Consider the following 19,756-nt stretch of genomic DNA (forward strand, 5'->3'; position numbering starts at 1 on the left):
TAACAAGTGTGCAGGTCAGCGGCCAAAAAGTGCGGTACGCTTGCTTTTTATGCCTTTTCGGGGGTGCTTTTCTAGGTGAGCGCGAGGGTCCAACCTGGGTTATTTTAAGAAGTGACACTCACTAACCCCCTAGTGGAAGGGAATCACTGTGCACAAAGCAATCGTCGTCTTCGAGGTTGAGGGCGGATCCGATAAGCAGATTAACGGACACCGTAAGGACACCATGCCGATCGTCGACTGCATCAAGGATGCAGGTTGGCACGCCGAGGTCGTGTTCTACCGCCCTGAGTGGTCCGAGAAGCTCTTCGAGTATGTATCGGAGAACTTCGATGCCTACATCTCCCGTGTGAATCCGGGCAACATCCCGGGCGGTGAGAAGGGCTACTTCGATCTGCTCACCAAGCTGTCCGAGGCCGGACTGGTCGGCATGTCCACCCCGTACGAGATGATGGCCTATGGTGCCAAGGACGCCCTGGTCAAGCTCAATGACACGGACCTGGTTCCGGCTGACACCGCCGCTTACTACGACGTCGAGTCCTTCCACAAGACCTTCCCGACCTCGCTGTCCTACGGCGAGCGCGTGCTCAAGCAGAACCGTGGCTCCACCGGCTCCGGCATCTGGCGCGTGCGCCTTGCCGACGAGAAACTGGCCGAGTCCGTCGAGCCGGGCACCGCACTGCCGCTCGACACCAAGATCAAGTGCACCGAGGCTGTGGACAACCACACTGAGGAGCGCGAGCTCGGCGAGTTCATGGACTTCTGCGACCAGTACATCGTGGGTGACAACGGCATGCTCGTGGACATGCGCTTCATGCCGCGCATTGTTGAGGGCGAGATCCGCATTCTTCTGGTGGGCCCGGACCCGGTCTTCGTGGTGCACAAGAAGCCGGCTGAGGGCGGCGACGCCTTCTCCGCCACCCTGTTCTCCGGTGCCAAGTACACCTACCAGAAGCCGGAGGAGTGGCAGGAGCTCGTCGACATGTTCGCTGAGGTCCGCCCGGTCATCGCTGAGAAGCTCGGTGGCGACAATATCCCGCTGATCTGGACCGCGGACTTCATGCTGGCTGACGGCGAGAACGGCGAGGACACCTACGTCCTTGGTGAAATCAACTGCTCCTGCGTGGGCTTCACCTCTGAGCTGGACATGGGCATCCAGGAGAAGGTGGCTGCTGAGGCCATCAAGCGCGTGGAGGCCAAGCACGCCTAAGCGCGTTGCTGCGCACTAGTCTTTGAGCACAAGCTTGTGATTGTTCCCCCGCCTGCGGCGGGGGAACTGTCGTTTTCTGGGGCGTGTTCCCCAAGCCGCGCTGCCGGTGAGCGAGATCTCAGGTACGTTCGGAGGGGTAAAAATTACGCCAGTGTAGTGCTGTAGCGCGCTGCGAATTTCGATGATTCTCCGAAAGGTCTAACGAAAAATGACGAACCCCAACCAGTTTGGTGAGAACGGCGATAACAGCGATAACCACGTCAACGGTTCCAGCGGTGAGAACGCCGGGAACAACGGTTACGGCAGCTTCGGCGGTTACGATAACTCCCAGTCAGGCAACGATGACGCTGCGTCCGCGTGGGGTAGCCAGGCATCGAACTCCGGTTTCGGCTGGGGTGGCCAGGCAGGATACGGCGACTACTCCGAGGGCTCCGCCGACTCGTCTGGATTCGGTTATTCCGCTCCCCAGGGTGCGCAGCCGGATGCTGAGAATCGCGGCTTTGACGCGTCCGGTTCGGGCTTTAATGCGTCCTCCGATTCCGCCGCGGACTCGGCCTATGATTCAACGAAGAACAGCACGGAGTCGGGCACCGAGCACACTTCCAGCTCCTCTGCCCCTGCTTCCGAAACCTTCGGCGGGCAGGATTCCCAAGCCTCTCACGGTACCTTTGGCGCTTCCTACGGCTCCTACAATGCCGACAGCGACGCGGGTGCGGCGCAGAACTCCAGCGCCGAGCACAACGCTGGCACCGATCACAATGCTGGCGCTCACAATGCTGGCGCTGATCACGCTGCGGACTCCGTGAACTCGAACCAAAGCTATGGCGGCCAGAACTACGGTAATCAGGGCTACGACAACCAGGGTTATGGCAGCCAGGGATTTTCTAACCAGGGCTATGGCTACGGCACCCCGTCGGAGTCGCACCAAGACCATGGCTTTGGTCAGCAGTCGGGAGAGGGCTTTGGAACCACGGCTTCCCACTCAACCTCCGGCTTTGGTGGCTACCCCCAACAGAACCAAGGATTTGGGGCACAAGGCCAGCAAGGTTTCGGCGCCCAAGAACAGCAGGCTTTCGGCACGCAGGATCAGCAGGGCTTTGGTCAGCAGAACAACTCGCCCTTTGCCGCCTCCCCGCAGCAGGACTACCCACAGCAGAATTCACAGGGCGGCAGCCCCTCCAAGGGCGCTGGCTTCTTCAAGGCGTTGTTTGACTTCTCCTTCAATGACTTCGTCACCCTGAAGTTCTCCTCCTTCATCTACCTGCTGCTCGTCATCGTGGCAGGGGCAGCATGGGCGGGAATGATCCTCTTCTCCTTCTTTGCTTTCGCTGACAGCTTTCTCATCGGATTCTTGACGTTCCTTGGCGCTGTCATCGGTGGCGGAATCGCGTTCCTTTTCTACGTCATTCAGTTCCGCTTGATCTTGGAGTTCTTCGTGGCGAACATCCGCACCGCGCAGAACACCGGAGACCTTGTCTCTCAGGCGGATAGCGATAGCGATAAGGAATAGGTAGTCTCACGAGCTGCGCTTTTCGCAGACACGCTAATCCCGCGGCCTCAAATGTGAGGTCCGCGGGATTTTTACATGGAGGAGGGGCTGCCTGTCTGAGAATTCCGGTAGCCACCACAGTTGGTTTCAGTCATATGGTTCAGGTCAGATGGTTCATGTGCCCCCAAACAAACCATCTGTGGCCTCCTAGATGGTTTACTTGCCCCCAACTAAACCTTTTGAGTAGAACCAGGTGACTAGAACCATGTGCTTAATCCAGTAGCGTAGCGACGCACTCGGGGTCGGCATCGGAGAGCATCTGGCGGATGCGGTCATATTCTGCGTCCTCACCGATGGCCTTCGCGGCATGGCCCAGTGCGGCAATCGCGCGCAGTACGCCTTGGTTTGGTTCGTGAGAGAAGGGGACAGGGCCCCAGCCCTTCCACCCATTGCCGCGCAGGCGGTCGAGGCTGCGGTGGTAGCCGGTGCGCGCATAGGCGTAGGCGGTGATGAATGCGGTGGGCTCAGCGCCCTTGTTCTTGTCTAGTTCTTGCTCCGCCAGCAGCGCCCAGAGCAGCGGGGAATCTGGGTGGGCGACAATTCCCGCGGTGAGATCAGCGGTGCTGTCAGCACCCGGATCGGCGGGCAGATTGATGGGTGGGGGAGCGAGCATGTCTTTCATTTCCATGCCGCCCCACTCTAGCCATGTGGCAGTGAGGCCACCAGAGGGGGCGAGCTTGGATACGACTAGTCGAGGCTAAGGCTGAGGTCCGACTGGCGCCGCGAAGGCTTTGAAGCGTTCGTATACGTCATAAGGGTTACTCGAGAACTGGGAGGGAATTGAACTCGGCTGCTTTAGGTAGTGCGCGTAAGACTGAACCCGCCACTATCAAGCAAGAGATAACCGAGCACATAACACATAGTGCCATGCTTGCCTGAAAACCAATTGCAGAAAGAAGAACGCCTGCGCTGGCGGAGGCGATAATTGGTAGTAATCCCATCATCAGGCGTGCTCCCGCCGAGCACTTACCTATCTTTTCAGGGGGTGCAGATAACGCAAGTAGTCCACCAGAGTACGAGTTACATGCGATCGAGGGAATGACGATGAAAAATGCTGCGATTGCGATCAGCGGCCAATAATGGGAAAACACGAGAAGAAATATGTACCACATTAATTCCCAGAGCATGGTTGCTCGGATTATGTTTCTTCCAGGTAATCGCTTGATGAGGTGGTCCTGAAAAAATCCTCCAACAATCATGCCTAGGGTAAACATGGTTGAAGTTAAGCCGATTATCCAGCCATCAACTTTAAGATAGGCCAACCATAGATCTATGGACGCGATGAGGAAAAAATTGGCAAAATTCGAGCATAAATCGATGCTGAAAATTGCCCGGAGCACCGGATATTTCCAAATCCAAGCCAAAGAATATTTGCTATCGGACCAGAACTCTGTAAATGAATACTTCTGGTCACTGATTGTTTCACCTAGGTTTGCATTGATGCTCCTTGAAGCATATACGGGACCAAGCCCTGACAGGGCTTGCGTTATAAAAGGAATAACCGGCGCCAGTCCGTAAAGGAGGCCTCCCAAGGGTAATCCCACCATCCAGATAATGTTCTCTCGAGTTTGGTTACGGCCTTGTGCTTGGACAAGTAGATTCTCTGGGATGATGAATCTCAGAATGGCATTGGTTAGCCCTCCGAAGGTGCCTGTAATCATCCCAGCAAATAAGCTGAAGAAGAATAAGGAGATGAAGGTGAATTTACCCAGGCAGAGGAGGAGGGAAAAGGAAGACCAGATAGCAATCTGACTCAGGCCGTAAAGGAGAAGCAGATTCTTCTTATCGAAGCGATCAATGATCATTCCGGCTGGGATGGTCATGATCAAGGAGCCAGCTGAGCTTGCTGCTCCGATGAGACCTGCTTGGCTTAGACTTCCAGTGAGGTGGAAGCTCGCAAGTGAAACAGGGATGGCAATGAGGGATGAACCCAAAGCGCTTGTTGTGTCGGCGAAGAACCACCGTAAGTAATCGGGATGACTCTTGCGTACAATAGTCCAAAAATTTCCACCAGTAGTATTGTGATCTTGCATCGGTTCTCTCTATGTTTTGACAACCGCGACTGGAAACTCATGCGCGCAGCATGAACCCAGCGTCGGATTTTCGAGGTAGACAATTCTCTCGGCGGTGAAATATTGACCCGTCGAAAGCAGCGGTGTGTCAAATAGAAATTACTGATGCAGCAATGAGGACATGGTGTACTCCAAATTCCTTACTTAAGCTCTGTGCGAGTTCCTGAAGCGATTTAAAACCTGTAGATTGCAGGATCTAATTCCGCCTTCTCTCGCATGCAGTGAAATGTGAATCACATAATATCGGTGATTAAAAATCCAGTCAATAGGTTTGATTAAACCCAGAAGCCGGAAACGTTGAGCCCAAAGGAATACAGCGCGCGGCGCAGCACCGGCAGCGAAAGCCCGATGACGGAGGAAGGATCGCCCTCAATGCGGTCGATGAACCAGCCGCCGAGGGCTTCCAAGGTAAAGGCGCCGGCGCATTCCAGCGGCTCGCCGGTGCGGGCGTAGGCCTCGATATCGGCGTCCGAGGCCTGGGCAAAGTGCACCGTCGTGCGCGAGGCTTCAACGAAGCGCTCCTCGCCGTAGAGCACGCAGTGACCGGTGATGAGCTCCGCAGCGCGGCCGGCCTGCGCGTGCCAGCGCTCCACGGTGGCCTCGGGGGTGTGGGGTTTGCCTTGGAGGGAGCCGTCGAGAAGCAGCATGGAATCCCCGCCCACCACGACGTCCTCGGGATAGTCGGCAGCAATGGCCTCCGCCTTCGCAGCAGCCAAGGCGCAGACGATCTCGGCGGGCTCAGCACCCGCCAGGCGCTCCTCGATGGCGCGCTCGTCCACGTGAGCCGGGGCGATGACGGGTTCCACGCCCGCACCCCGCAGGATGGACAGGCGGGAGGGGGACTGGGAGGCCAGAACCAGGCGCATGCGCTTAGTAGTAGCGGACGTTGAGGAAGGCGGACGGGTTGAATACGTCACCCGGCTGTCCCCACAGGTCGCGCTCAGAGCGGGTATCGGCGGCCTTGGCGCGCGCCTCAGAGTCGAGCTGGCTGAGCACCGTGGATAGGGCCGCCACCTCAGCGTCGGTGGGGTTGCCGCGCAGAACGGTAAACAGGGAAGCGGTCATTGGACACCTCTACAAAACGATATTGCCGTGCTTCTTCGGCAGGGTCGGAATAATCTTGCGATCCAGCAGGCGCAGGCCCTCAATGAGGGAGCCACGCGTGGCTGCCGGGGTAATAACGGAATCGACGAGACCGCGCTCAGCGGCCTGGTACGGGGTCAGGTAGGCGGCGGCCTCCTCCTCGCTCAGCTCTAGCTCGGAGGCCAGTGCGGGGGCATCGGCCACGGCGATCTCGGCCGTCGGCCACGCATAGGACAGATCCGCGCCGAGCTCCTTGGAGCCGAAGGCGATGTATCCGGTACCGTGCGCGCGGCGGACGATGACGCTGATCTTGCCCACGCTCGCCGCGGAGTAGGCGTGCACCAGCTTGGCCAGCGCCGCCTTCTCCACGTCCAGTGCCGGAGTATCGACGAACTCGATGATGGCAGTATTGAAGGCATCGCACAGGCGGATGAAACGCGCGGCCTTAGCGGCAGCTTCCGCATCGAGGGTGCCGCGGTTAGCGATGATGCCCACCGTGCGTCCCTCGACGCGACCGAAACCGGTGAAGACACCGCGCACCTGGGCGCCGAGCTCAAAGACATCCTCACAGGTGGCGGTGACCACGTCGGCGAGATCGACGGCGCCGTCATCGCCCACGAGGGTATCGAGGACATGGTCGGCGTCGGTGATGTTCTCCTCCACAGAGCCCGCAACGATGGTGGCCTCGGTGCGGGGAGCGGCGGCACGGTTATTCGAGGGCAGGTAGGAGAGCACGCGCTTGGCGACGCTCACCTCGTGCTCCCCGTCCGCCTGCAGGTCACCGTCCGGAGCGATAACGACATCGGACAACGCAGCCACGAGCGAGGCCTCCTTCGAGTCCGCGTAGACCGCCGTGACCTGCGGGATGAGGCCAGAAGCGGTGGTGGCGCGGGCAAGGATGCGGGCCTGCATGGCGGAGGAGACGATGCCTTCCTGGGCGCGGGGCTTGTCGCTGGCGACGAGCGCGACGATGGGCACACCGGTCTTAATGGCGAGGTCGTAGAGCTTGGTGACCTTTTCACCGTAGACCTCGCCCATGGTGCCGTCGAACAGCGAGGCGTCCTGTGCATAAGCGCAGACCTTGCGGCCATCGACGGTGCCGAAACCGGTGACGACACCGTCAGTGTAGGGACGGACGTGCTCGCGGCCGAATTCGGTGGAGCGGTGGCGAGCGAGCGCGTCGGTCTCTACGAAGGATCCGGCGTCGAAGAGCGCCTCGATGGCGCTGCGAGCCGCAGGGACCTCTCCCTGCGGCGCACGGGACTCGGTGAGCTTGGCGCTGAGGTCCTCGATCTTGCCAGCGGTCGTCTTCAAGTCAGTCATGGGACACTAGTGTAATACAGTGCGTCTTCTGTACTAATCTGTGCCGATCCGAGTGCGCGTTAGAGCGGGATGTTGCCGTGCTTACGCGCCGGGCGCGCGACGTTCTTGTCGGCGAAGAAGCGCAAGTTTTTGGCGATTGCACTGCGGGTTTCGGAGGGGAGAATGACGGCGTCGATAAGCCCGCGCTCTGCTGCCTTATATGGGTTGAGCATGTGGTCTTCATACTCGCGCTCGAAGGACTTGGTCAGCTCAGCCACGTCGAGGCCCTTTTCGTGGGCTGCCTTGATCTCCTTGCGGTAGATGAAGCCGACGGCGCCGGCCGCGCCCATGACAGCAATCTGGGCCGTGGGCCACGCCAGGTTGACGTCCGCGCCGAGACCCTTGGAACCCATCACGCAGTAGGCACCACCGTAGGCCTTGCGCAGGGTGACGGTGATCTTCGGAACCGTGGCCTCAGCGTAGGCGTAGAGAAGCTTGGCGCCGCGGCGCAGGATGCCATCGTGTTCCTGATCGGCGCCGGGGAGGAAGCCGGGAACGTCGACCAGCATGATGATCGGGATGTTAAAGGCATCGCAGGTGCGCACGAAGCGTGCGGCCTTTTCGGAGGAATCAATGTCGAGGCAGCCGGCGAAAACCTGCGGTTGGTTGGCCACAAAGCCCACGGTCTGGCCCTCGATGCGGCCGAAGGCGGTCACCACGTTATCGGCGCGATCAGCCTGGATCTCCAGGTAATCGCCCTCATCGGTGAGGGTTTCGATGACTTCCTTGACGTCATAGGGCTGGTTCGGGGAGTCCGGGATGATTTCATCCAGCAGGAGGTCATTGGCAGTCTCTTCGCCCAGCTCCTCGTAGGGCTCAGCCGGGGTCAGCTGGCGGTTATTGGACGGCAGGTAGGTTAGCAGGTCATGGACCCAATCCAGTGCCTCCTCGTCGCTGGAAGCGGTGTAGTGCGAGGTGCCCGACTTGTGCATGTGGACTCCGGCGCCGCCGAGTTCCTCTTGGGAGATCTCCTCGCCGGTGACGGTCTTGATGACGTCGGGCCCGGTGACGAACATCTTGGACTTCTCATCCACCATCACGACGAAGTCGGTCAGTGCGGGGGAGTAGGCGTTGCCGCCGGCGCAGGCGCCCATGATGACGGAGATCTGCGGGACGACGCCGGAGGCCTTGACGTTTTGGTAGAAGGTCTTGGCAATCCAGTCCAGGGAGACGGCACCGTCCTGGATTCGGGCGCCGGCGCCTTCGTACAGGCCGATGAGCGGACGGCCGGTGGTGATGGACAGCTCCATGATCTTGATCATCTTCTCGCCGTAGACCTCGCCGAGGGCTCCGCCGAAGACGGTTCCGTCCTGGGAGAAGATGCAGACCTCGCGGCCGTCGATGGTGCCCCAGCCGGTGACGATGCCGTCAGTGACCGGGCGCTTCTTGCCCATGCCGAAGTCCGTGGTGCGGTGCACGGCGAGCATGTCAGTCTCGACGAAGGAACCTTCATCGAGGAGGTAGTCCAAGCGATCCCGGGCGGTGAGGCGGCCCTGGGCGCGGACTTTTTCGTGGGCCTTTTCGCCCATGGGCTGCGCCGCTGCTTCGCGACGCCTCTTCAGTTCAGCGATCTTGCCTGCGGTGGTGTCGGCGCTCAGGGAGTCAAGCTCCGACAAATGTGAGGAAATAGTCATGTTTCGACAGTGTAGAGAAGTTTTGTATAGGAATGTATAGCGGCATGCGGGTGATTTCTCTCACAGTTTACGTTTGTGCAGGTGAATGGCGGTGTAAAAGGTGAGGGAATCCTCGCGTACGGCGCGTCGGGTGCATGTGGGTCAGTGTAGTGGGTGTGTAGTAAGGGGCGACGAAGGGTGACTCAATGAAAAAGCCTCGCCCTGTAAAAGGGGCGAGGCTTAGGTTATGTGGTTTTATTCGGGGGTGTCTGCCAGCCAGCCGAGGCTGTAGAGGAAGAGTTCGGCATCTACGAGATCCTCTTCCTTGGGGAAGGTGCCCGTAAGCGTGGCGTAGGACTCTTCGATGTCCGTGTGGGTGGCTGGGATGAGACCGTGCTTGAGCAGATCTTCAGCGATGTGTGACACCAGCGGCGCCGGGTGCACCGTGTCAAGGTTGATTCCGGTGGCACTCTTGAATTCGTTAGTGATGGCGGAAAGGAATCCGGTCAGGGTATTCATTTGGCTCACCTCTCTATTTCTTGTCGTAATGATGCGGCTGTCCGCATCATGGGGTTGAACCAACTATATAGGTAAAATCCTCCAAAAGCTAGCTTTCGTTCACGGCGAGTTAACTTTTAGTTAACCTAGCGGGAAATGTGAGGTGAGTTACGAAGTGTCCTTAGGCCTCTACAGGCAGCCAAGCGTAGCCATAGGGGCCCAGCTCCACAGGGCCTAAGTCGACGGTCTGATCCGTGAAGTTGTGCAGGCACAACAACTCACCGCGCTGGAATCCCAGAACTCCCGTTTGGCCGGTTTCCACGGCTTCGAAAGGAGCGGTGCCGAGTTCCGGATGCGCTTTACGCTGCTGGATCAGGCCGCGGAGGCGGTGGAGGAGCGAGTCATCGTCGGCAAGTTGCTCCTCTACCGAAACCCCTACGCCGCCGACGATGGGACGGCGCGGGTGAGCAGACGTAGTGAAACCTGCACCCTCGCCCGGCTCCCACTGCATGGGCGTGCGCACGGCATCGCGGTCAGGCAGCTCGGGGGCATCGTTCATGCCAATCTCATCGCCGTAGTACAGGAAGGGGGCGCCCGGCAGGGTCATGAGTAGTGAATAAAAAAGCTCAATCTTGCGGTAATCATTGCCCAGCAGCGGGGCAAGGCGCCGCGCGATGCCCACGTGGGCGCGCATCTGATCATCGGGCAGGTAGTGCTCGTACATGATCGCGCGCTGGTCCGCGTTGACCATCTCTAGGGTCAGCTCGTCGTGGTTGCGCAGGAAGGTTCCCCACTGGCAGCCTTCGGGCAGTTCCGGAAGCTCCGCCATGATGTCGTAGACCGGTGTGGCATCACCCAGCGCCAGCGCCTGGTAAAGCCGCGGCATCACTGGGAAGTTGAAGACCATGTGGAAGCGGTTGCCCGTGCCGTAGAACTCCATGGTTTCTTCGGGTGGCTGGTTGGCCTCCGCGATCATGATGGCCTCGGGGTAGTTCTCGTTGATGAAGGCGCGGACCTTCTCCACAAATTCGACCGTCTCCGGCAGGGACTCGCCGCCTACCCCATCACGCTCGTACAGGTAGGCGATGGCATCGAGGCGGAAGCCGTCCACCCCCTTGTCCAACCAGAAGGAGAGGATCTTGAAAACTTCCTCGTGGACCTTCGGGTTGTCGTAGTTCAGGTCCGGCTGGTGGGAGTAGAAGCGGTGGAAGTAAAACTGCTTGCGTTCTGGATCCCACGCCCAATTCGAGGTTTCCGTATCGGTGAAGATGATGCGGATCTCCGGGTAGCGCAGCGGATCATCGCCCCACACGTAATAGTCCCCATAGGGCCCTTCCGGATCGGTGCGGGAGGCCTGGAACCACGGATGATCGGTGGAGGTGTGGTTGAAAGCCAAATCCGTCATGAGGCGCATGCCGCGCGCGTGGAGCTCGGCGACGAGCTCGTCAAAGTCCTCCATCGTGCCGTAGTCAGGGTGGATGGAGTAGTAATCGGCGATGTCATAGCCGTCATCGCGCAGCGGGGAAGCATAGAACGGGGAAAGCCACAGGCAGTCAACGCCGAGCCACTTGAGGTAGTCAAGCTTCTCAATAACCCCGCGCAGCGTGCCCACGCCTTCGCCGGTGGTGTCCTTGTACGAGCCCACGAGGGCCTGGTAGAAAATGGCGTTGTCGTGCCAGCTCATCGGAGATCCTTCCGTTTTGCCCGCCACAGCAGATACTCCGCCAGGCATAGTGCGCCCGCGAGGAGCCCCGGCCAGATGGCGGGGGAGGGGTGAAAAAGATTCAGAACTGCTTGCACCAGCGCCAGGAAGGCGAAGAAGCCAACGAATCCCAGCGCGGTGTCCCACAGCAGTGCGCGGCGCATTAGGCCTTAACACCTCCGGCGGTGAGGCCGGCGACGATGCGGTGCTGGAAGATGAGCACCATGATGATCAGCGGAACAGTCACCAGCGCGCCCGCAGCCATGGTGGCGGCGTAGGGGTACTCGAAGGCTGAGGGGCCGGAGAAGCGCGCGATGGCCACGGTCACCGGCTCGGTAGCGGTGGTGGAGAGCTGCTTAGCCAGCATGAACTCGTTCCACGTCGTGATGAAGGCGATGATGGCCGTGGTAAACAGTGCCGGTGCAGCCAAGGGCAAAAGTACGAGGCGGAAGGCCTGACCGCGGGAAGCACCGTCCACGCGAGCGGCCTCCTCCAGTTCCCAGGGCAGCTGGCGGAAGAAGCTCAGCAGCGTGTAGACCGTCAGGGGCAGCGCGAAGGAGATATTCGGGATGATCATCGCGCGGTAGGTACCGATCCATTCGAGGTTGCCGAAGAGCTGGAATAGCGGGGTTACCAGCGCGATGGCCGGGAACATCGAGGCGGCCAGAATGATGCCGGTGACAACGCCCTTACCCGGGAAGTCATAGCGCGCCAAGGCATAGGCGGTAAACACGCCGATGAGGACCGCCACCGCGGTCGTGGCCAGGGAGATGAGCAAAGAGTTCCCTAAGGCATTGAGGAAGTCATTGCCCTTGTCCGTGGCTAATGCATCCCGGAAATTATCGAGGGTCACATGCGTGGGCCACGGGGTGGTGTCGAAGGTGTGGGACTTGTGCCGCAGGGCGGTGACGACCATCCAATAGAAGGGTGCGAGCCCCCAGAACATGATGAAGAGGATGCCTAGGTAATGGCCGATCTTTTTCATGACTTCTTCTCCTTCTTCTGGCGGGCAGTACCGGAGACATCAGCGCCGAGGAAGCGCACCAAGATGAACGCGACGGTGAAGATAAGCAGGAAGATGAGCGTGGACAACGCGGAGGCCGAGTTGAAGTGGCCCTGGCGCATGTCCTCCACGACGAGCTGGGAAATGGTCGCTGTCGGGGAGTTGGAGGAGGCCGAGATCATGATGACCGGCAGGTCGTACATGCGCAGTGCATCCAGCGTGCGGAAGAGGATCGCCACCATGAGTGCCGGGCGTACCAGCGGCAGGGTGATGGTGAAGAAGGTTTGGATGCGCGAAGCGCCGTCCACGCGGGCGGCGTCGTAGACATCGCGCGGAATCATCTGCAAACCAGCCAAAATGAGCAACGCCATGAAGGGGGCGGTCTTCCACACATCGGCGATAATCACCGCGAGGCGGGCATAAAACGGGTCTGTGGTCCACGCGATGCGCGTGCCGACGAGCGCGTTGACGATGCCATCCGGCGCGAACATGAACTGCCACAGCTTCGCGGTGACTGCGGTGGGAATGGCCCAGGGGACCAGCACCGCCGCGCGCACGAGGCCGCGACCGCGGTACTCGCCGTTCATCACCAGCGCCATGAACATGCCCAGGATGGTCTCCAGGGCAACCGTGACCACGGTGAAAAAGAGAGTGATCTTCACAGCCGGCCAGAAATCGGTGGCGATGACACCATCAGGGCACGCGGTGGCCTGGCCAGTGGCAGACATGCAGCGATTGGTAATCCAGTACAGGTAGTTTTCAAGACCGGCGAAGGAGCCTTCCTCGAACACTCCCGTGGTGGGGTTAAGCCGTTTGTTGCCCTGGAAGGACAACATCACAGCGCGCACAATGGGGTAGCCGATGACCACAGCCAGCGCTATCAGTGCCGGTGCGATGAGTGCGGCCACACGCAGGTACTGTCTGCGGGGCTGCACGGTAGGCGGTGCTCCAGCCATGCGGTGCCTGCCTTTCTAACTCATAGGGGGAGAAGGGGTTTAACGGGGGTTGGGGAAATCATAGCGGGTAGCCCGGACTTCCTCTGGGCGAAAAGAGCCCGGATCGCAGAAGGAGGCGCGGGCAAGTCACGTGGACTTACTCGCGCCCCCATGCACGCTGGGAAATTAACCCTGCGAAGCGGCTTCGATGGCTGCCTTCATATCCTTCGTGGCGTCATCGACGGACTTGCCTGCGGTGAGCGCCGCGTAGGCGTTATCCTGCACCGCCTTGGAGATGGCGGTGTAGAACGGGGAGACCGGACGCGGTGCGGCGTTCTCCAGGGATTCCTTCAGAGCCGGCAGGTACGGGAACTCCTCGACCAAGGAGTCATCGTCGTAGATGGAAGCCAGCACCGGCGGGAAGGAAGCCTCGGCGAAGGACTTCTGGTTCTCCTCGTTGATGATGAACTTCATGAAGTCCAGGGCCGTAGCCTTGTGCTCGGAGTTGATGTTGATGCCGTTGTTGTAGCCGCCGAGGGTGGAGACACCGACGCCGTCCTTGCCCACCAGCGGCTGGACCTCAAACTTCACGCCAGCCTCTTCGGCGTTGGTGTACATGTACGGCCAGTTGATGGCAAAAGCGGTCTTGCCCTCAGTGAAAGCGAGGTTGGTCTCTTCCTCCGTTGTGGCGGTGGAGTCCTTGGAGATGGTGCCGTCCTCGTAGGCGTCGACAAGCGCCTGCAGGCCCTCCTTCGCCTCGTCCGAGTCAACGGCGACGTTGCCCTGGTCGTCCAGGATGGAGCCGCCCCAGCCCTCGATGAAGCCGGCGGTGTTGACGGTGAGGCCCTCGTACTGCTTGAGCTGAGTGGTCAGGCAGGAAGCATCATCCTTGATGGCCTCGCAGGCAGAAGCGATGTCGTCGAACTTCTCCGGAGCCTTATCCGCCAACTCGGTGTTGCGGAAGAGCAGCTGGCCGTTGGTGTTCTGCGGCAGCGCGTAGAGGGTGTCGTTGTAGGTGGCGGATTCCACGGTGGGCTCCAGCAGTCCGGAGGTATCCACCTCGAGGTCACCGGTCAACGGTGCCAGCCACTGGTTAGCGGCGAAGTCCGCGGTCCAGACCACGTCCAGCGCCATGACATCGTAGTCAGAGTTGCCCGCCTGCAGGGACTGCACGAGGGTCTCGCGCTGAGCGTCGGCCTCGCCGGCGAGCTCCTTGAGCTCGACCTTCTCATCTGGGTGCTCGGCGTTCCATGCCTCGATGATGGGCGTGATCTTGTCGGTATCGTTCTTGCCCATGGCAAAGGTGATGGGGCCGCGGCCGTCACCATCGGTCGAGGAGGCATCGGAGCCAGCGCTTGACGACGATCCCTCGTCGCTCGACGAGCAACCCGCCAAGGTCAGAGCAAGGGCAGCGGTGGTAACGACTACGCCGCGGCGGACAGAGCGCAGCGAGCTAGGGAGGAACGGCTTCTTCATGGAGTATTCACCTTTCGGAAAACTTCTGGTGACTTCAAAATAGGGGATCACCCCCACAGTGCACGTGGTTTTGACGTTTAATTCACTCAAAATGGGGGTAAAACTACCCCTGATTCTTCTTAAACCTCGATGCGCTGTCCGGTTTCCGGATCAAAGCGGTGCGCCTCCCGGGGGTTGAAGGTGAGGACGACGTTGTCCCCGCGCTGTGGAACGTTATCGCTCGCGCGGGCAACGAAGCGCTGCTCGCCCACCATGACGTAGACAAAGGATTCGGAGCCCAGCTCCTCCACGAACTCCACCGTGCCCTGGAAGCCCACCGGACCCTTGTTGATGAACATTTTTTCTGGGCGAACGCCAACGCGGCCGCCGTTGTAGTCGAAGATATTCATCGCGGGGGAGCCAATGAAGCCGGCGACGAATTCGTTAGCGGGGGCGTCGTATAGCTCGCGCGGTGGGGCGACCTGTTGCAGTTCGCCGTCTTTGAGTACGGCGACGCGGTCTCCCATGGTCATGGCCTCCACCTGGTCGTGGGTGACGTAGACGGTGGTGGTACCGAGGCGCTGTTGGAGGCTGGCCAGCTCCGCACGGGTTTGCACGCGCAGCTTGGCATCCAGGTTAGACAGCGGCTCATCCATGAGGAATGCCTTTGGCTCGCGCACGATGGCGCGGCCCATGGCGACGCGCTGGCGCTGACCACCGGACAGATCCTTCGGCTTACGCTCCAGGTACTCCGTTAACCCTAGAGTCTTCGCGGCTTCCTCTACCTTGGCCTTGATTTCAGCCTTGGGCATCTTGGCCAGCTTGAGGGCGAAGCCCATGTTCTGGGCAACGGTGAGGTGCGGGTAGAGCGCGTAGTTCTGGAAGACCATGGCGATATCGCGATCGCCTGGCTCAAGGCCCGTGACGTCTTTGCCGTCAATAAGGATGCGGCCGCTGGAGACCGGCTCCAGCCCCGCGAGGGCGCGCAGGGTGGTGGACTTACCGCAGCCGGACGGGCCGACGAGGACTAGAAACTCGCCGTCCGCAATCTCGAGATTGAGGTCTTTGACCGTGGGCTTCTCGGCACGGGGATAGGTGATGCCGACGTTCTCAAAAGTGACCTTTGCCATGCACATACACTAGCACCCGCTGCGGACACAGTGCGCGTGGTCGAGTACTAACGGCGGGTAGGGTTGGCAGTATGACAGCTCTAAATCTTGACCGCATCCGCGAAGCTCTCGACGGTGATTATTCCGTCATCGACTACACCGAGTCCACCGGCTCGACCAATACCGATCTCATGGAGGCGGAGAAGGTTGCCGATGGCACCGTGCTGCTCGCCAACGAGCAGGTGTCCGGCAAAGGCCGATTGGGCCGTCAGTGGGTGAGCCCGGCTGGATCCCAGCTCATTTTCTCCGTGCTCATCCTTCCGGATTCGCTCGATCACTTGGGCACCCTGCCTCTAGCCGCAGGTTTGGCCGTGACGGATACCGTCGAGGGAGCGGTACTCAAGTGGCCGAATGACGTGCAGATCGACGGCAAGAAGCTCTGCGGCATCCTCGCGGAGGCCGGTCCGGTGGGTGAGGCCTTCAAGTCTGCTCCGAAGACGGAGGTCTCCAAGGCAGAAGTCAACAAGGCAGAGATCAATAAGGCTGAAATCAACAAAGCTGAAATCAACAAAGCTGAAGTGAATAAGGCCGAAATCGCCCCGAAGACAGAGGCCGCTAATCCGCCCTCAGCCCGCGTGGTCGTGGGCATGGGCATCAACGTGACGTTGACGAGGGAGGAACTGCCCATCGAGGCCGCAACCTCTCTCGCGCTCGAGGGGCTTGATACCGACCGCACCGAGCTGGCCATCACCGTGCTGAAGAACCTGCGCCACCGCATCACCCAATGGGAGAAGCAGGATCCGCAGCTCATGGCTGATTACCGCAAGGTTTGTTCTTCGATTGGTCAGGAAGTCCGCCTCGAAGCCCCGACGGGCGATGTGACCGGCACTGTTGAGGGCGTGGCGGACGACGGCCGTATCAACGTCGGCGGTGAGTACTACTCCGCGGGTGATGTCATCCACCTGCGCCCAGCTGGTCAGTAGCGAGTTGGGAGTGCGTGCTTTTTGGAAGGATCGAAAGGTGTTTTAAAAGGGCACGCCGGAGCGAAAGATCACATTGGAAAACGGCGTTGTTGACCCAGTGCGCACCACGAAAGAGGCGTCGGCGACTTGACGTTTGAGCTCCTCGTGCGCGACTTCCGTAAGTGGGATGCTGGGAAGCAGCGTCCGAACCTCTGGCGGAGTGGAATCCGCAATCGTGGCTGCCTCTACTACTACTTCGGCGAGTAACGCGGAAAGCGTATCGCCGAAGGAAGGGATGCCAAAGGTTAACGTCAAATCAATAACTGTCACATCCTGCGGTATGGGAAGCCCGCAATCCGCGATAACAAAAGTATCGGTGTGCCCAAGGCGCGCAACGGCGCTGGCGAGTGCAGGGTTGAGGATTCCAGATTTACGCATTGTCCACCTCCGGTAAGCGTGAAGAAGTAGTTGGGTAAGAAGGTTGTGCTCCATTGCCGGTTGTAGCGAAAGCTCCGACGCGGGCAGCGAATGAGGCCGCGTCGATGAGTGAGTCGCCCTGCAAGAGTCGGGAGCACAACGCGCCGGCGAAGGCGTCGCCAGCACCGGTGGTATCTATGGTGGTCACGCGTGGGGTAGGTATATCCGTGCCGCCTTCCGGGGTGGCTACATACGCTCCATGCGCGCCAAGGGTTAAGACTACGGAGCGGAAGCCAGCCTCAATAAGTCGGTGAGCAAGCTCGTGAGGGGTGCCATCGGAGGGAAGACCGAGCTGCTCCAAAATGAGACCAGCCTCGTGCTCATTGGCAAGAAGCGGATTGGCTTGCAGCAGGCTTTCACAGTCGACTTGGACAACAGGGGCGAGGTTAACCACGACGCGTCCATTGCTGTGTTCTACTGCGGCTTGAAAACCGGAAGCAGGGATTTCACCTTGTAGGAGAACAATGTCGGCATCGGCGATGGTGGAGGCGCGAGCGGCGACAAAATCTGAGTCGACTTGAGCATTAGCGCCGGGGGAAATGACGATGGTGTTCTCGCCGTCGGCGGAAACAGTGATGACAGCGAGGCCAGTATTGGTGTCTACCTGCTCTACTGCACTGAGATCGATACCCGAGGTCCGCATGTAATGCATAGCGGGTTCCGCATAGGGATCAGACCCTACGGCGCCAACGAAAGCGACATGCGCACCAAGTTGGGCCGCGGCCACTGCCTGGTTTGCGCCCTTGCCCCCGGCTAGGATTTCACCGCCAGAACCCAGCAGGGTCTCTCCGGGCTGAGGGTGGCGCTCGGCGTGGACGATGAGATCGGCATTGATAGAACCGACGACAGTTAACTTGCTCATTGGAAATCCTCTACGTTGTCGCGGGTAACGGTGATGACTTCTACGGGGACAGATTTCTGTGCCTTTTCACCATGCAGGAGTTGTGCGGCTTGCTCGATGGCGCGGGCACCGAGCTCGGCTGGTTGCTGAGCGATAGTAGCTTCCAGCTTGCCGTCCTTGACAGCCTTAAGTCCGTCGAAAGTACCGTCAAAGGCCACGATCTTGACCTCGGAACCAGCGCGCGATCCCAGGGCTTCGACGGCGCCAAGGGCCATTTCATCGTTCTCCGCAAAGATGGCCTTGATGTTCGGGTTGGCTTGCAAAAGGTTGGTGGCTACATTGAGCCCCTCTGTACGATCAAAACTTGCCGACTGTTTAGCAACGACCTTGATGCCCGGGTACTTGGCAATCTGTGACTCGAAGCCCTTGCCACGTTCGCGCGAGGCCGACGTACCTGCGGTGCCCTGCAGGATGAGGATGTCACCTTCTTCCCCGATGGATTTGGCCAGCTGATCTGCTGCTTGGGCACCGCCGGCGACATTGTCGGAGGCAACCATGGAATCTAAATCTACGCCGTTAACGTCGCGGTCTACACCGACCACAGGGACACCATTGTTCTTGATTCCGCGTACTGCTGGAGCTACAGCATCGGAGTCTGTGGGGTTAACAACCACCACTTTCGCGCCCATCGACGTAGCGTTGCCGAGTTGATTGACTTGCTGAGCAGGATCATCCGAGGCGTCTTGGATATCGAGGGGGACTCCGAGTTCTTTGGCCTTGTCCTGTGCGCCATGGCGTAGCTCAACGAAGAAGGGGTTTGTCTGGGTTGATAGCGCAAGAGTTATGCGCTGACGGTCTTCCTCAGAGCGGTTGCATGAGACCAAACCCAAAGCAAGAACGGCAACGAGAACTGCAGAAATGATCTTTTTCATGAGGCACTCCTTTTAGTTAGCCGTCTTATTGCGGAAGACGTCGAAGCCCACGGCCAACGCGATGACTAAACCGATGACAATCTGCTGCCAGAAGGAGGAAACATTGAGGAGGTTGAGGCCGTTTCGGATGACAGCCAGCAAAATAGCGCCAACCAGAGTTCCCGTTGCTTTGCCTTGTCCACCAGACAGCGAGGCACCACCGATGACGACTGCGGCGATGGCATCCAGCTCATAACCGGTGCCTGCTTGCGGTTGTGCAGATTCGAGTCGGCCCGCCATAACCATGCCTGCCCACGCTGCGAAGAACCCAGAAAGCGCGAAAACTGCGATCTGGATGCGCTTGACTGGGAGACCGGAGAGGCGAGCTGCTTCGAGATTTCCTCCGATCGCGTACATGGAACGGCCGAGCACAGTGCGCTCGAGGATGAACCAACAGAGGAGCCCAGCAATCACCATCATGATGATGGGCACTGGGAGGCCGGCTACGTCGCTGCCAAAGAAGTTGACCGAAGGCGCGGTCTCAATGGGAGAGCCTTGCGAGATGACGAGGGTTAGGCCACGCGCAATAGACATCATTGCCAGTGTTGCAATGAAGGAGGGAATCTTTCCCCACGCAGTGGCCATTCCACAGATAGCGCCCGCCAAGGCACCCACACCGAGACCAATGAGGAGAGTCAGCCAGCCCGGAAGCCCAGCAGTGGAGAACATATAGGCCGACACCATAGCGCCAAGAGCGGCTACAGAACCGACAGAAAGGTCGATTCCCGCGGTAACAATGACGAAGGTCATGCCGAAAGCCAGGATGGCCACGGTAGCTGCCTGGATGCCTACGTTAAGTAGATTCGTTACGGTTAAAAAATACGGGGTGGCGATGAAAAGCGCTATGCACAGCGCGATGAGGCCGACGAGAGCGCCATTGTTCAGAGCCCAGTTGGTTACACGATTCTTGGTCATAA

At 59.5% G+C, this 19,756-nt stretch carries 20 protein-coding genes; 3 read left to right on the forward strand and 17 right to left on the reverse strand.

Annotated elements, in window-relative coordinates; translation table 11 throughout:
• The first annotated feature begins 148 nt into the window (after nucleotides 1–148).
• Both HMPREF2932_RS11645 and HMPREF2932_RS11650 read left to right on the forward strand, forming a co-directional pair.
• The gene (locus tag HMPREF2932_RS11645; protein WP_049154356.1) at nucleotides 149–1,207 is read left to right on the forward strand and encodes a Cj0069 family protein; all 1,059 of its coding nucleotides are present in this window, start codon (nucleotides 149–151) and stop codon (nucleotides 1,205–1,207) included.
• Nucleotides 1,208–1,415: 208 nt separating this feature from the next.
• Nucleotides 1,416–2,717 (forward strand): DUF4282 domain-containing protein, encoded by a 1,302-nt coding sequence (locus HMPREF2932_RS11650; RefSeq protein ID WP_071410187.1) that lies wholly within the window; start codon nucleotides 1,416–1,418, stop codon nucleotides 2,715–2,717.
• A gap of 250 nt (nucleotides 2,718–2,967) precedes the next feature.
• Here HMPREF2932_RS11650 and HMPREF2932_RS11655 read toward each other — a convergent pair whose 3' ends face one another.
• The 13 genes from HMPREF2932_RS11655 to HMPREF2932_RS11715 form a co-directional block, all read right to left on the reverse strand.
• Entirely contained in the window at nucleotides 2,968–3,384 is a 417-nt protein-coding gene (locus HMPREF2932_RS11655; RefSeq protein ID WP_070511468.1) for a DUF3151 domain-containing protein, read from the reverse strand.
• A gap of 130 nt (nucleotides 3,385–3,514) precedes the next feature.
• Nucleotides 3,515–4,789 (reverse strand): MFS transporter, encoded by a 1,275-nt coding sequence (locus HMPREF2932_RS11660; protein ID WP_071410188.1) that lies wholly within the window; start codon nucleotides 4,787–4,789, stop codon nucleotides 3,515–3,517.
• Nucleotides 4,790–5,103: 314 nt separating this feature from the next.
• Complete coding sequence (locus tag HMPREF2932_RS11665) at nucleotides 5,104–5,694, reverse strand: Maf family protein (protein WP_046647025.1); 591 nt, start codon at nucleotides 5,692–5,694, stop codon at nucleotides 5,104–5,106.
• A gap of 4 nt (nucleotides 5,695–5,698) precedes the next feature.
• Complete coding sequence (locus HMPREF2932_RS11670; protein ID WP_071410189.1) at nucleotides 5,699–5,893, reverse strand: acyl-CoA carboxylase subunit epsilon; 195 nt, start codon at nucleotides 5,891–5,893, stop codon at nucleotides 5,699–5,701.
• Nucleotides 5,894–5,902: 9 nt separating this feature from the next.
• A complete protein-coding gene (locus HMPREF2932_RS11675) occupies nucleotides 5,903–7,234 on the reverse strand; it encodes a carboxyl transferase domain-containing protein (protein WP_070545351.1) in 1,332 nt (443 codons plus the stop codon).
• Nucleotides 7,235–7,293: 59 nt separating this feature from the next.
• Entirely contained in the window at nucleotides 7,294–8,907 is a 1,614-nt protein-coding gene (locus HMPREF2932_RS11680; RefSeq protein ID WP_071410190.1) for an acyl-CoA carboxylase subunit beta, read from the reverse strand.
• A 234-nt stretch (nucleotides 8,908–9,141) separates the two neighbouring features.
• Nucleotides 9,142–9,405 (reverse strand): hypothetical protein, encoded by a 264-nt coding sequence (locus tag HMPREF2932_RS11685; RefSeq protein ID WP_046647021.1) that lies wholly within the window; start codon nucleotides 9,403–9,405, stop codon nucleotides 9,142–9,144.
• 160 nt (nucleotides 9,406–9,565) lie between these two features.
• The gene (gene treS / locus HMPREF2932_RS11690; protein ID WP_071410191.1) at nucleotides 9,566–11,068 is read right to left on the reverse strand and encodes a maltose alpha-D-glucosyltransferase; all 1,503 of its coding nucleotides are present in this window, start codon (nucleotides 11,066–11,068) and stop codon (nucleotides 9,566–9,568) included.
• A complete protein-coding gene (locus HMPREF2932_RS11695; protein ID WP_049156366.1) occupies nucleotides 11,065–11,250 on the reverse strand; it encodes a hypothetical protein in 186 nt (61 codons plus the stop codon). The genes treS and HMPREF2932_RS11695 overlap by 4 nt, the downstream gene beginning before the upstream one ends.
• A complete protein-coding gene (locus HMPREF2932_RS11700; RefSeq protein ID WP_049156365.1) occupies nucleotides 11,250–12,071 on the reverse strand; it encodes a carbohydrate ABC transporter permease in 822 nt (273 codons plus the stop codon). The genes HMPREF2932_RS11695 and HMPREF2932_RS11700 overlap by 1 nt, the downstream gene beginning before the upstream one ends.
• Nucleotides 12,068–13,045 (reverse strand): carbohydrate ABC transporter permease, encoded by a 978-nt coding sequence (locus tag HMPREF2932_RS11705; RefSeq protein ID WP_070509492.1) that lies wholly within the window; start codon nucleotides 13,043–13,045, stop codon nucleotides 12,068–12,070. Before HMPREF2932_RS11705 ends, HMPREF2932_RS11700 begins: the two co-directional genes overlap by 4 nt.
• A 165-nt stretch (nucleotides 13,046–13,210) precedes the next feature.
• A complete protein-coding gene (locus HMPREF2932_RS11710) occupies nucleotides 13,211–14,500 on the reverse strand; it encodes an ABC transporter substrate-binding protein (RefSeq protein WP_071410192.1) in 1,290 nt (429 codons plus the stop codon).
• 119 nt (nucleotides 14,501–14,619) lie between these two features.
• On the reverse strand, nucleotides 14,620–15,609 hold the full coding sequence (locus tag HMPREF2932_RS11715) for an ABC transporter ATP-binding protein (protein ID WP_071410193.1): 990 nt from the start codon (nucleotides 15,607–15,609) through the stop codon (nucleotides 14,620–14,622).
• A 71-nt stretch (nucleotides 15,610–15,680) separates the two neighbouring features.
• On the opposite strand from HMPREF2932_RS11715, the gene HMPREF2932_RS11720 reads away from it, so the two are divergent.
• Entirely contained in the window at nucleotides 15,681–16,571 is an 891-nt protein-coding gene (locus tag HMPREF2932_RS11720) for a biotin--[acetyl-CoA-carboxylase] ligase (RefSeq protein WP_071410194.1), read from the forward strand.
• A gap of 42 nt (nucleotides 16,572–16,613) precedes the next feature.
• On the opposite strand, the gene rbsD is transcribed toward HMPREF2932_RS11720, so the two are convergent.
• The 4 genes from rbsD to HMPREF2932_RS11740 are packed head-to-tail and all read right to left on the reverse strand — an operon-like array spanning nucleotide 16,614 to nucleotide 19,754.
• Nucleotides 16,614–16,988 (reverse strand): D-ribose pyranase, encoded by a 375-nt coding sequence (rbsD, locus tag HMPREF2932_RS11725; RefSeq protein WP_049156355.1) that lies wholly within the window; start codon nucleotides 16,986–16,988, stop codon nucleotides 16,614–16,616.
• Entirely contained in the window at nucleotides 16,981–17,889 is a 909-nt protein-coding gene (locus HMPREF2932_RS11730; RefSeq protein ID WP_070545347.1) for a ribokinase, read from the reverse strand. Before HMPREF2932_RS11730 ends, rbsD begins: the two co-directional genes overlap by 8 nt.
• On the reverse strand, nucleotides 17,886–18,800 hold the full coding sequence (locus HMPREF2932_RS11735; RefSeq protein WP_070754493.1) for a D-ribose ABC transporter substrate-binding protein: 915 nt from the start codon (nucleotides 18,798–18,800) through the stop codon (nucleotides 17,886–17,888). Before HMPREF2932_RS11735 ends, HMPREF2932_RS11730 begins: the two co-directional genes overlap by 4 nt.
• A 12-nt stretch (nucleotides 18,801–18,812) precedes the next feature.
• Nucleotides 18,813–19,754: an ABC transporter permease gene (locus tag HMPREF2932_RS11740; RefSeq protein ID WP_046647012.1), complete on the reverse strand. Its 942-nt coding sequence runs from the start codon at nucleotides 19,752–19,754 to the stop codon at nucleotides 18,813–18,815.
• Nucleotides 19,755–19,756: the final 2 nt, after the last annotated feature.

Origin of the sequence: Corynebacterium sp. HMSC074H12, assembly GCF_001813755.1 — a bacterium.
In the GTDB taxonomy this organism is placed as follows: domain Bacteria; phylum Actinomycetota; class Actinomycetes; order Mycobacteriales; family Mycobacteriaceae; genus Corynebacterium; species Corynebacterium hiratae.

Excerpts from the sequence above, each read along its gene's own strand:
- treS (WP_071410191.1), bottom strand. The coding sequence starts at position 11,068 with ATGAGCTGGCACGACAACGCCATTTTCTACCAGGCCCTCGTGGGCTCG.
- HMPREF2932_RS11680 (WP_071410190.1), bottom strand. The coding sequence starts at position 8,907 with ATGACTATTTCCTCACATTTGTCGGAGCTTGACTCCCTGAGCGCCGAC.
- HMPREF2932_RS11740 (WP_046647012.1), bottom strand. The coding sequence starts at position 19,754 with ATGACCAAGAATCGTGTAACCAACTGGGCTCTGAACAATGGCGCTCTC.
- HMPREF2932_RS11720 (WP_071410194.1), top strand. The coding sequence starts at position 15,681 with ATGACAGCTCTAAATCTTGACCGCATCCGCGAAGCTCTCGACGGTGAT.
- HMPREF2932_RS11685 (WP_046647021.1), bottom strand. The coding sequence starts at position 9,405 with ATGAATACCCTGACCGGATTCCTTTCCGCCATCACTAACGAATTCAAG.
- HMPREF2932_RS11675 (WP_070545351.1), bottom strand. The coding sequence starts at position 7,234 with ATGACTGACTTGAAGACGACCGCTGGCAAGATCGAGGACCTCAGCGCC.
- HMPREF2932_RS11665 (WP_046647025.1), bottom strand. The coding sequence starts at position 5,694 with ATGCGCCTGGTTCTGGCCTCCCAGTCCCCCTCCCGCCTGTCCATCCTG.
- HMPREF2932_RS11695 (WP_049156366.1), bottom strand. The coding sequence starts at position 11,250 with ATGCGCCGCGCACTGCTGTGGGACACCGCGCTGGGATTCGTTGGCTTC.
- HMPREF2932_RS11710 (WP_071410192.1), bottom strand. The coding sequence starts at position 14,500 with ATGAAGAAGCCGTTCCTCCCTAGCTCGCTGCGCTCTGTCCGCCGCGGC.
- HMPREF2932_RS11655 (WP_070511468.1), bottom strand. The coding sequence starts at position 3,384 with ATGGAAATGAAAGACATGCTCGCTCCCCCACCCATCAATCTGCCCGCC.
- HMPREF2932_RS11730 (WP_070545347.1), bottom strand. The coding sequence starts at position 17,889 with ATGAGCAAGTTAACTGTCGTCGGTTCTATCAATGCCGATCTCATCGTC.
- HMPREF2932_RS11700 (WP_049156365.1), bottom strand. The coding sequence starts at position 12,071 with ATGAAAAAGATCGGCCATTACCTAGGCATCCTCTTCATCATGTTCTGG.
- HMPREF2932_RS11705 (WP_070509492.1), bottom strand. The coding sequence starts at position 13,045 with ATGGCTGGAGCACCGCCTACCGTGCAGCCCCGCAGACAGTACCTGCGT.
- HMPREF2932_RS11735 (WP_070754493.1), bottom strand. The coding sequence starts at position 18,800 with ATGAAAAAGATCATTTCTGCAGTTCTCGTTGCCGTTCTTGCTTTGGGT.
- HMPREF2932_RS11660 (WP_071410188.1), bottom strand. The coding sequence starts at position 4,789 with ATGCAAGATCACAATACTACTGGTGGAAATTTTTGGACTATTGTACGC.
- HMPREF2932_RS11715 (WP_071410193.1), bottom strand. The coding sequence starts at position 15,609 with ATGGCAAAGGTCACTTTTGAGAACGTCGGCATCACCTATCCCCGTGCC.
- HMPREF2932_RS11670 (WP_071410189.1), bottom strand. The coding sequence starts at position 5,893 with ATGACCGCTTCCCTGTTTACCGTTCTGCGCGGCAACCCCACCGACGCT.
- rbsD (WP_049156355.1), bottom strand. The coding sequence starts at position 16,988 with ATGCGTAAATCTGGAATCCTCAACCCTGCACTCGCCAGCGCCGTTGCG.
- HMPREF2932_RS11650 (WP_071410187.1), top strand. The coding sequence starts at position 1,416 with ATGACGAACCCCAACCAGTTTGGTGAGAACGGCGATAACAGCGATAAC.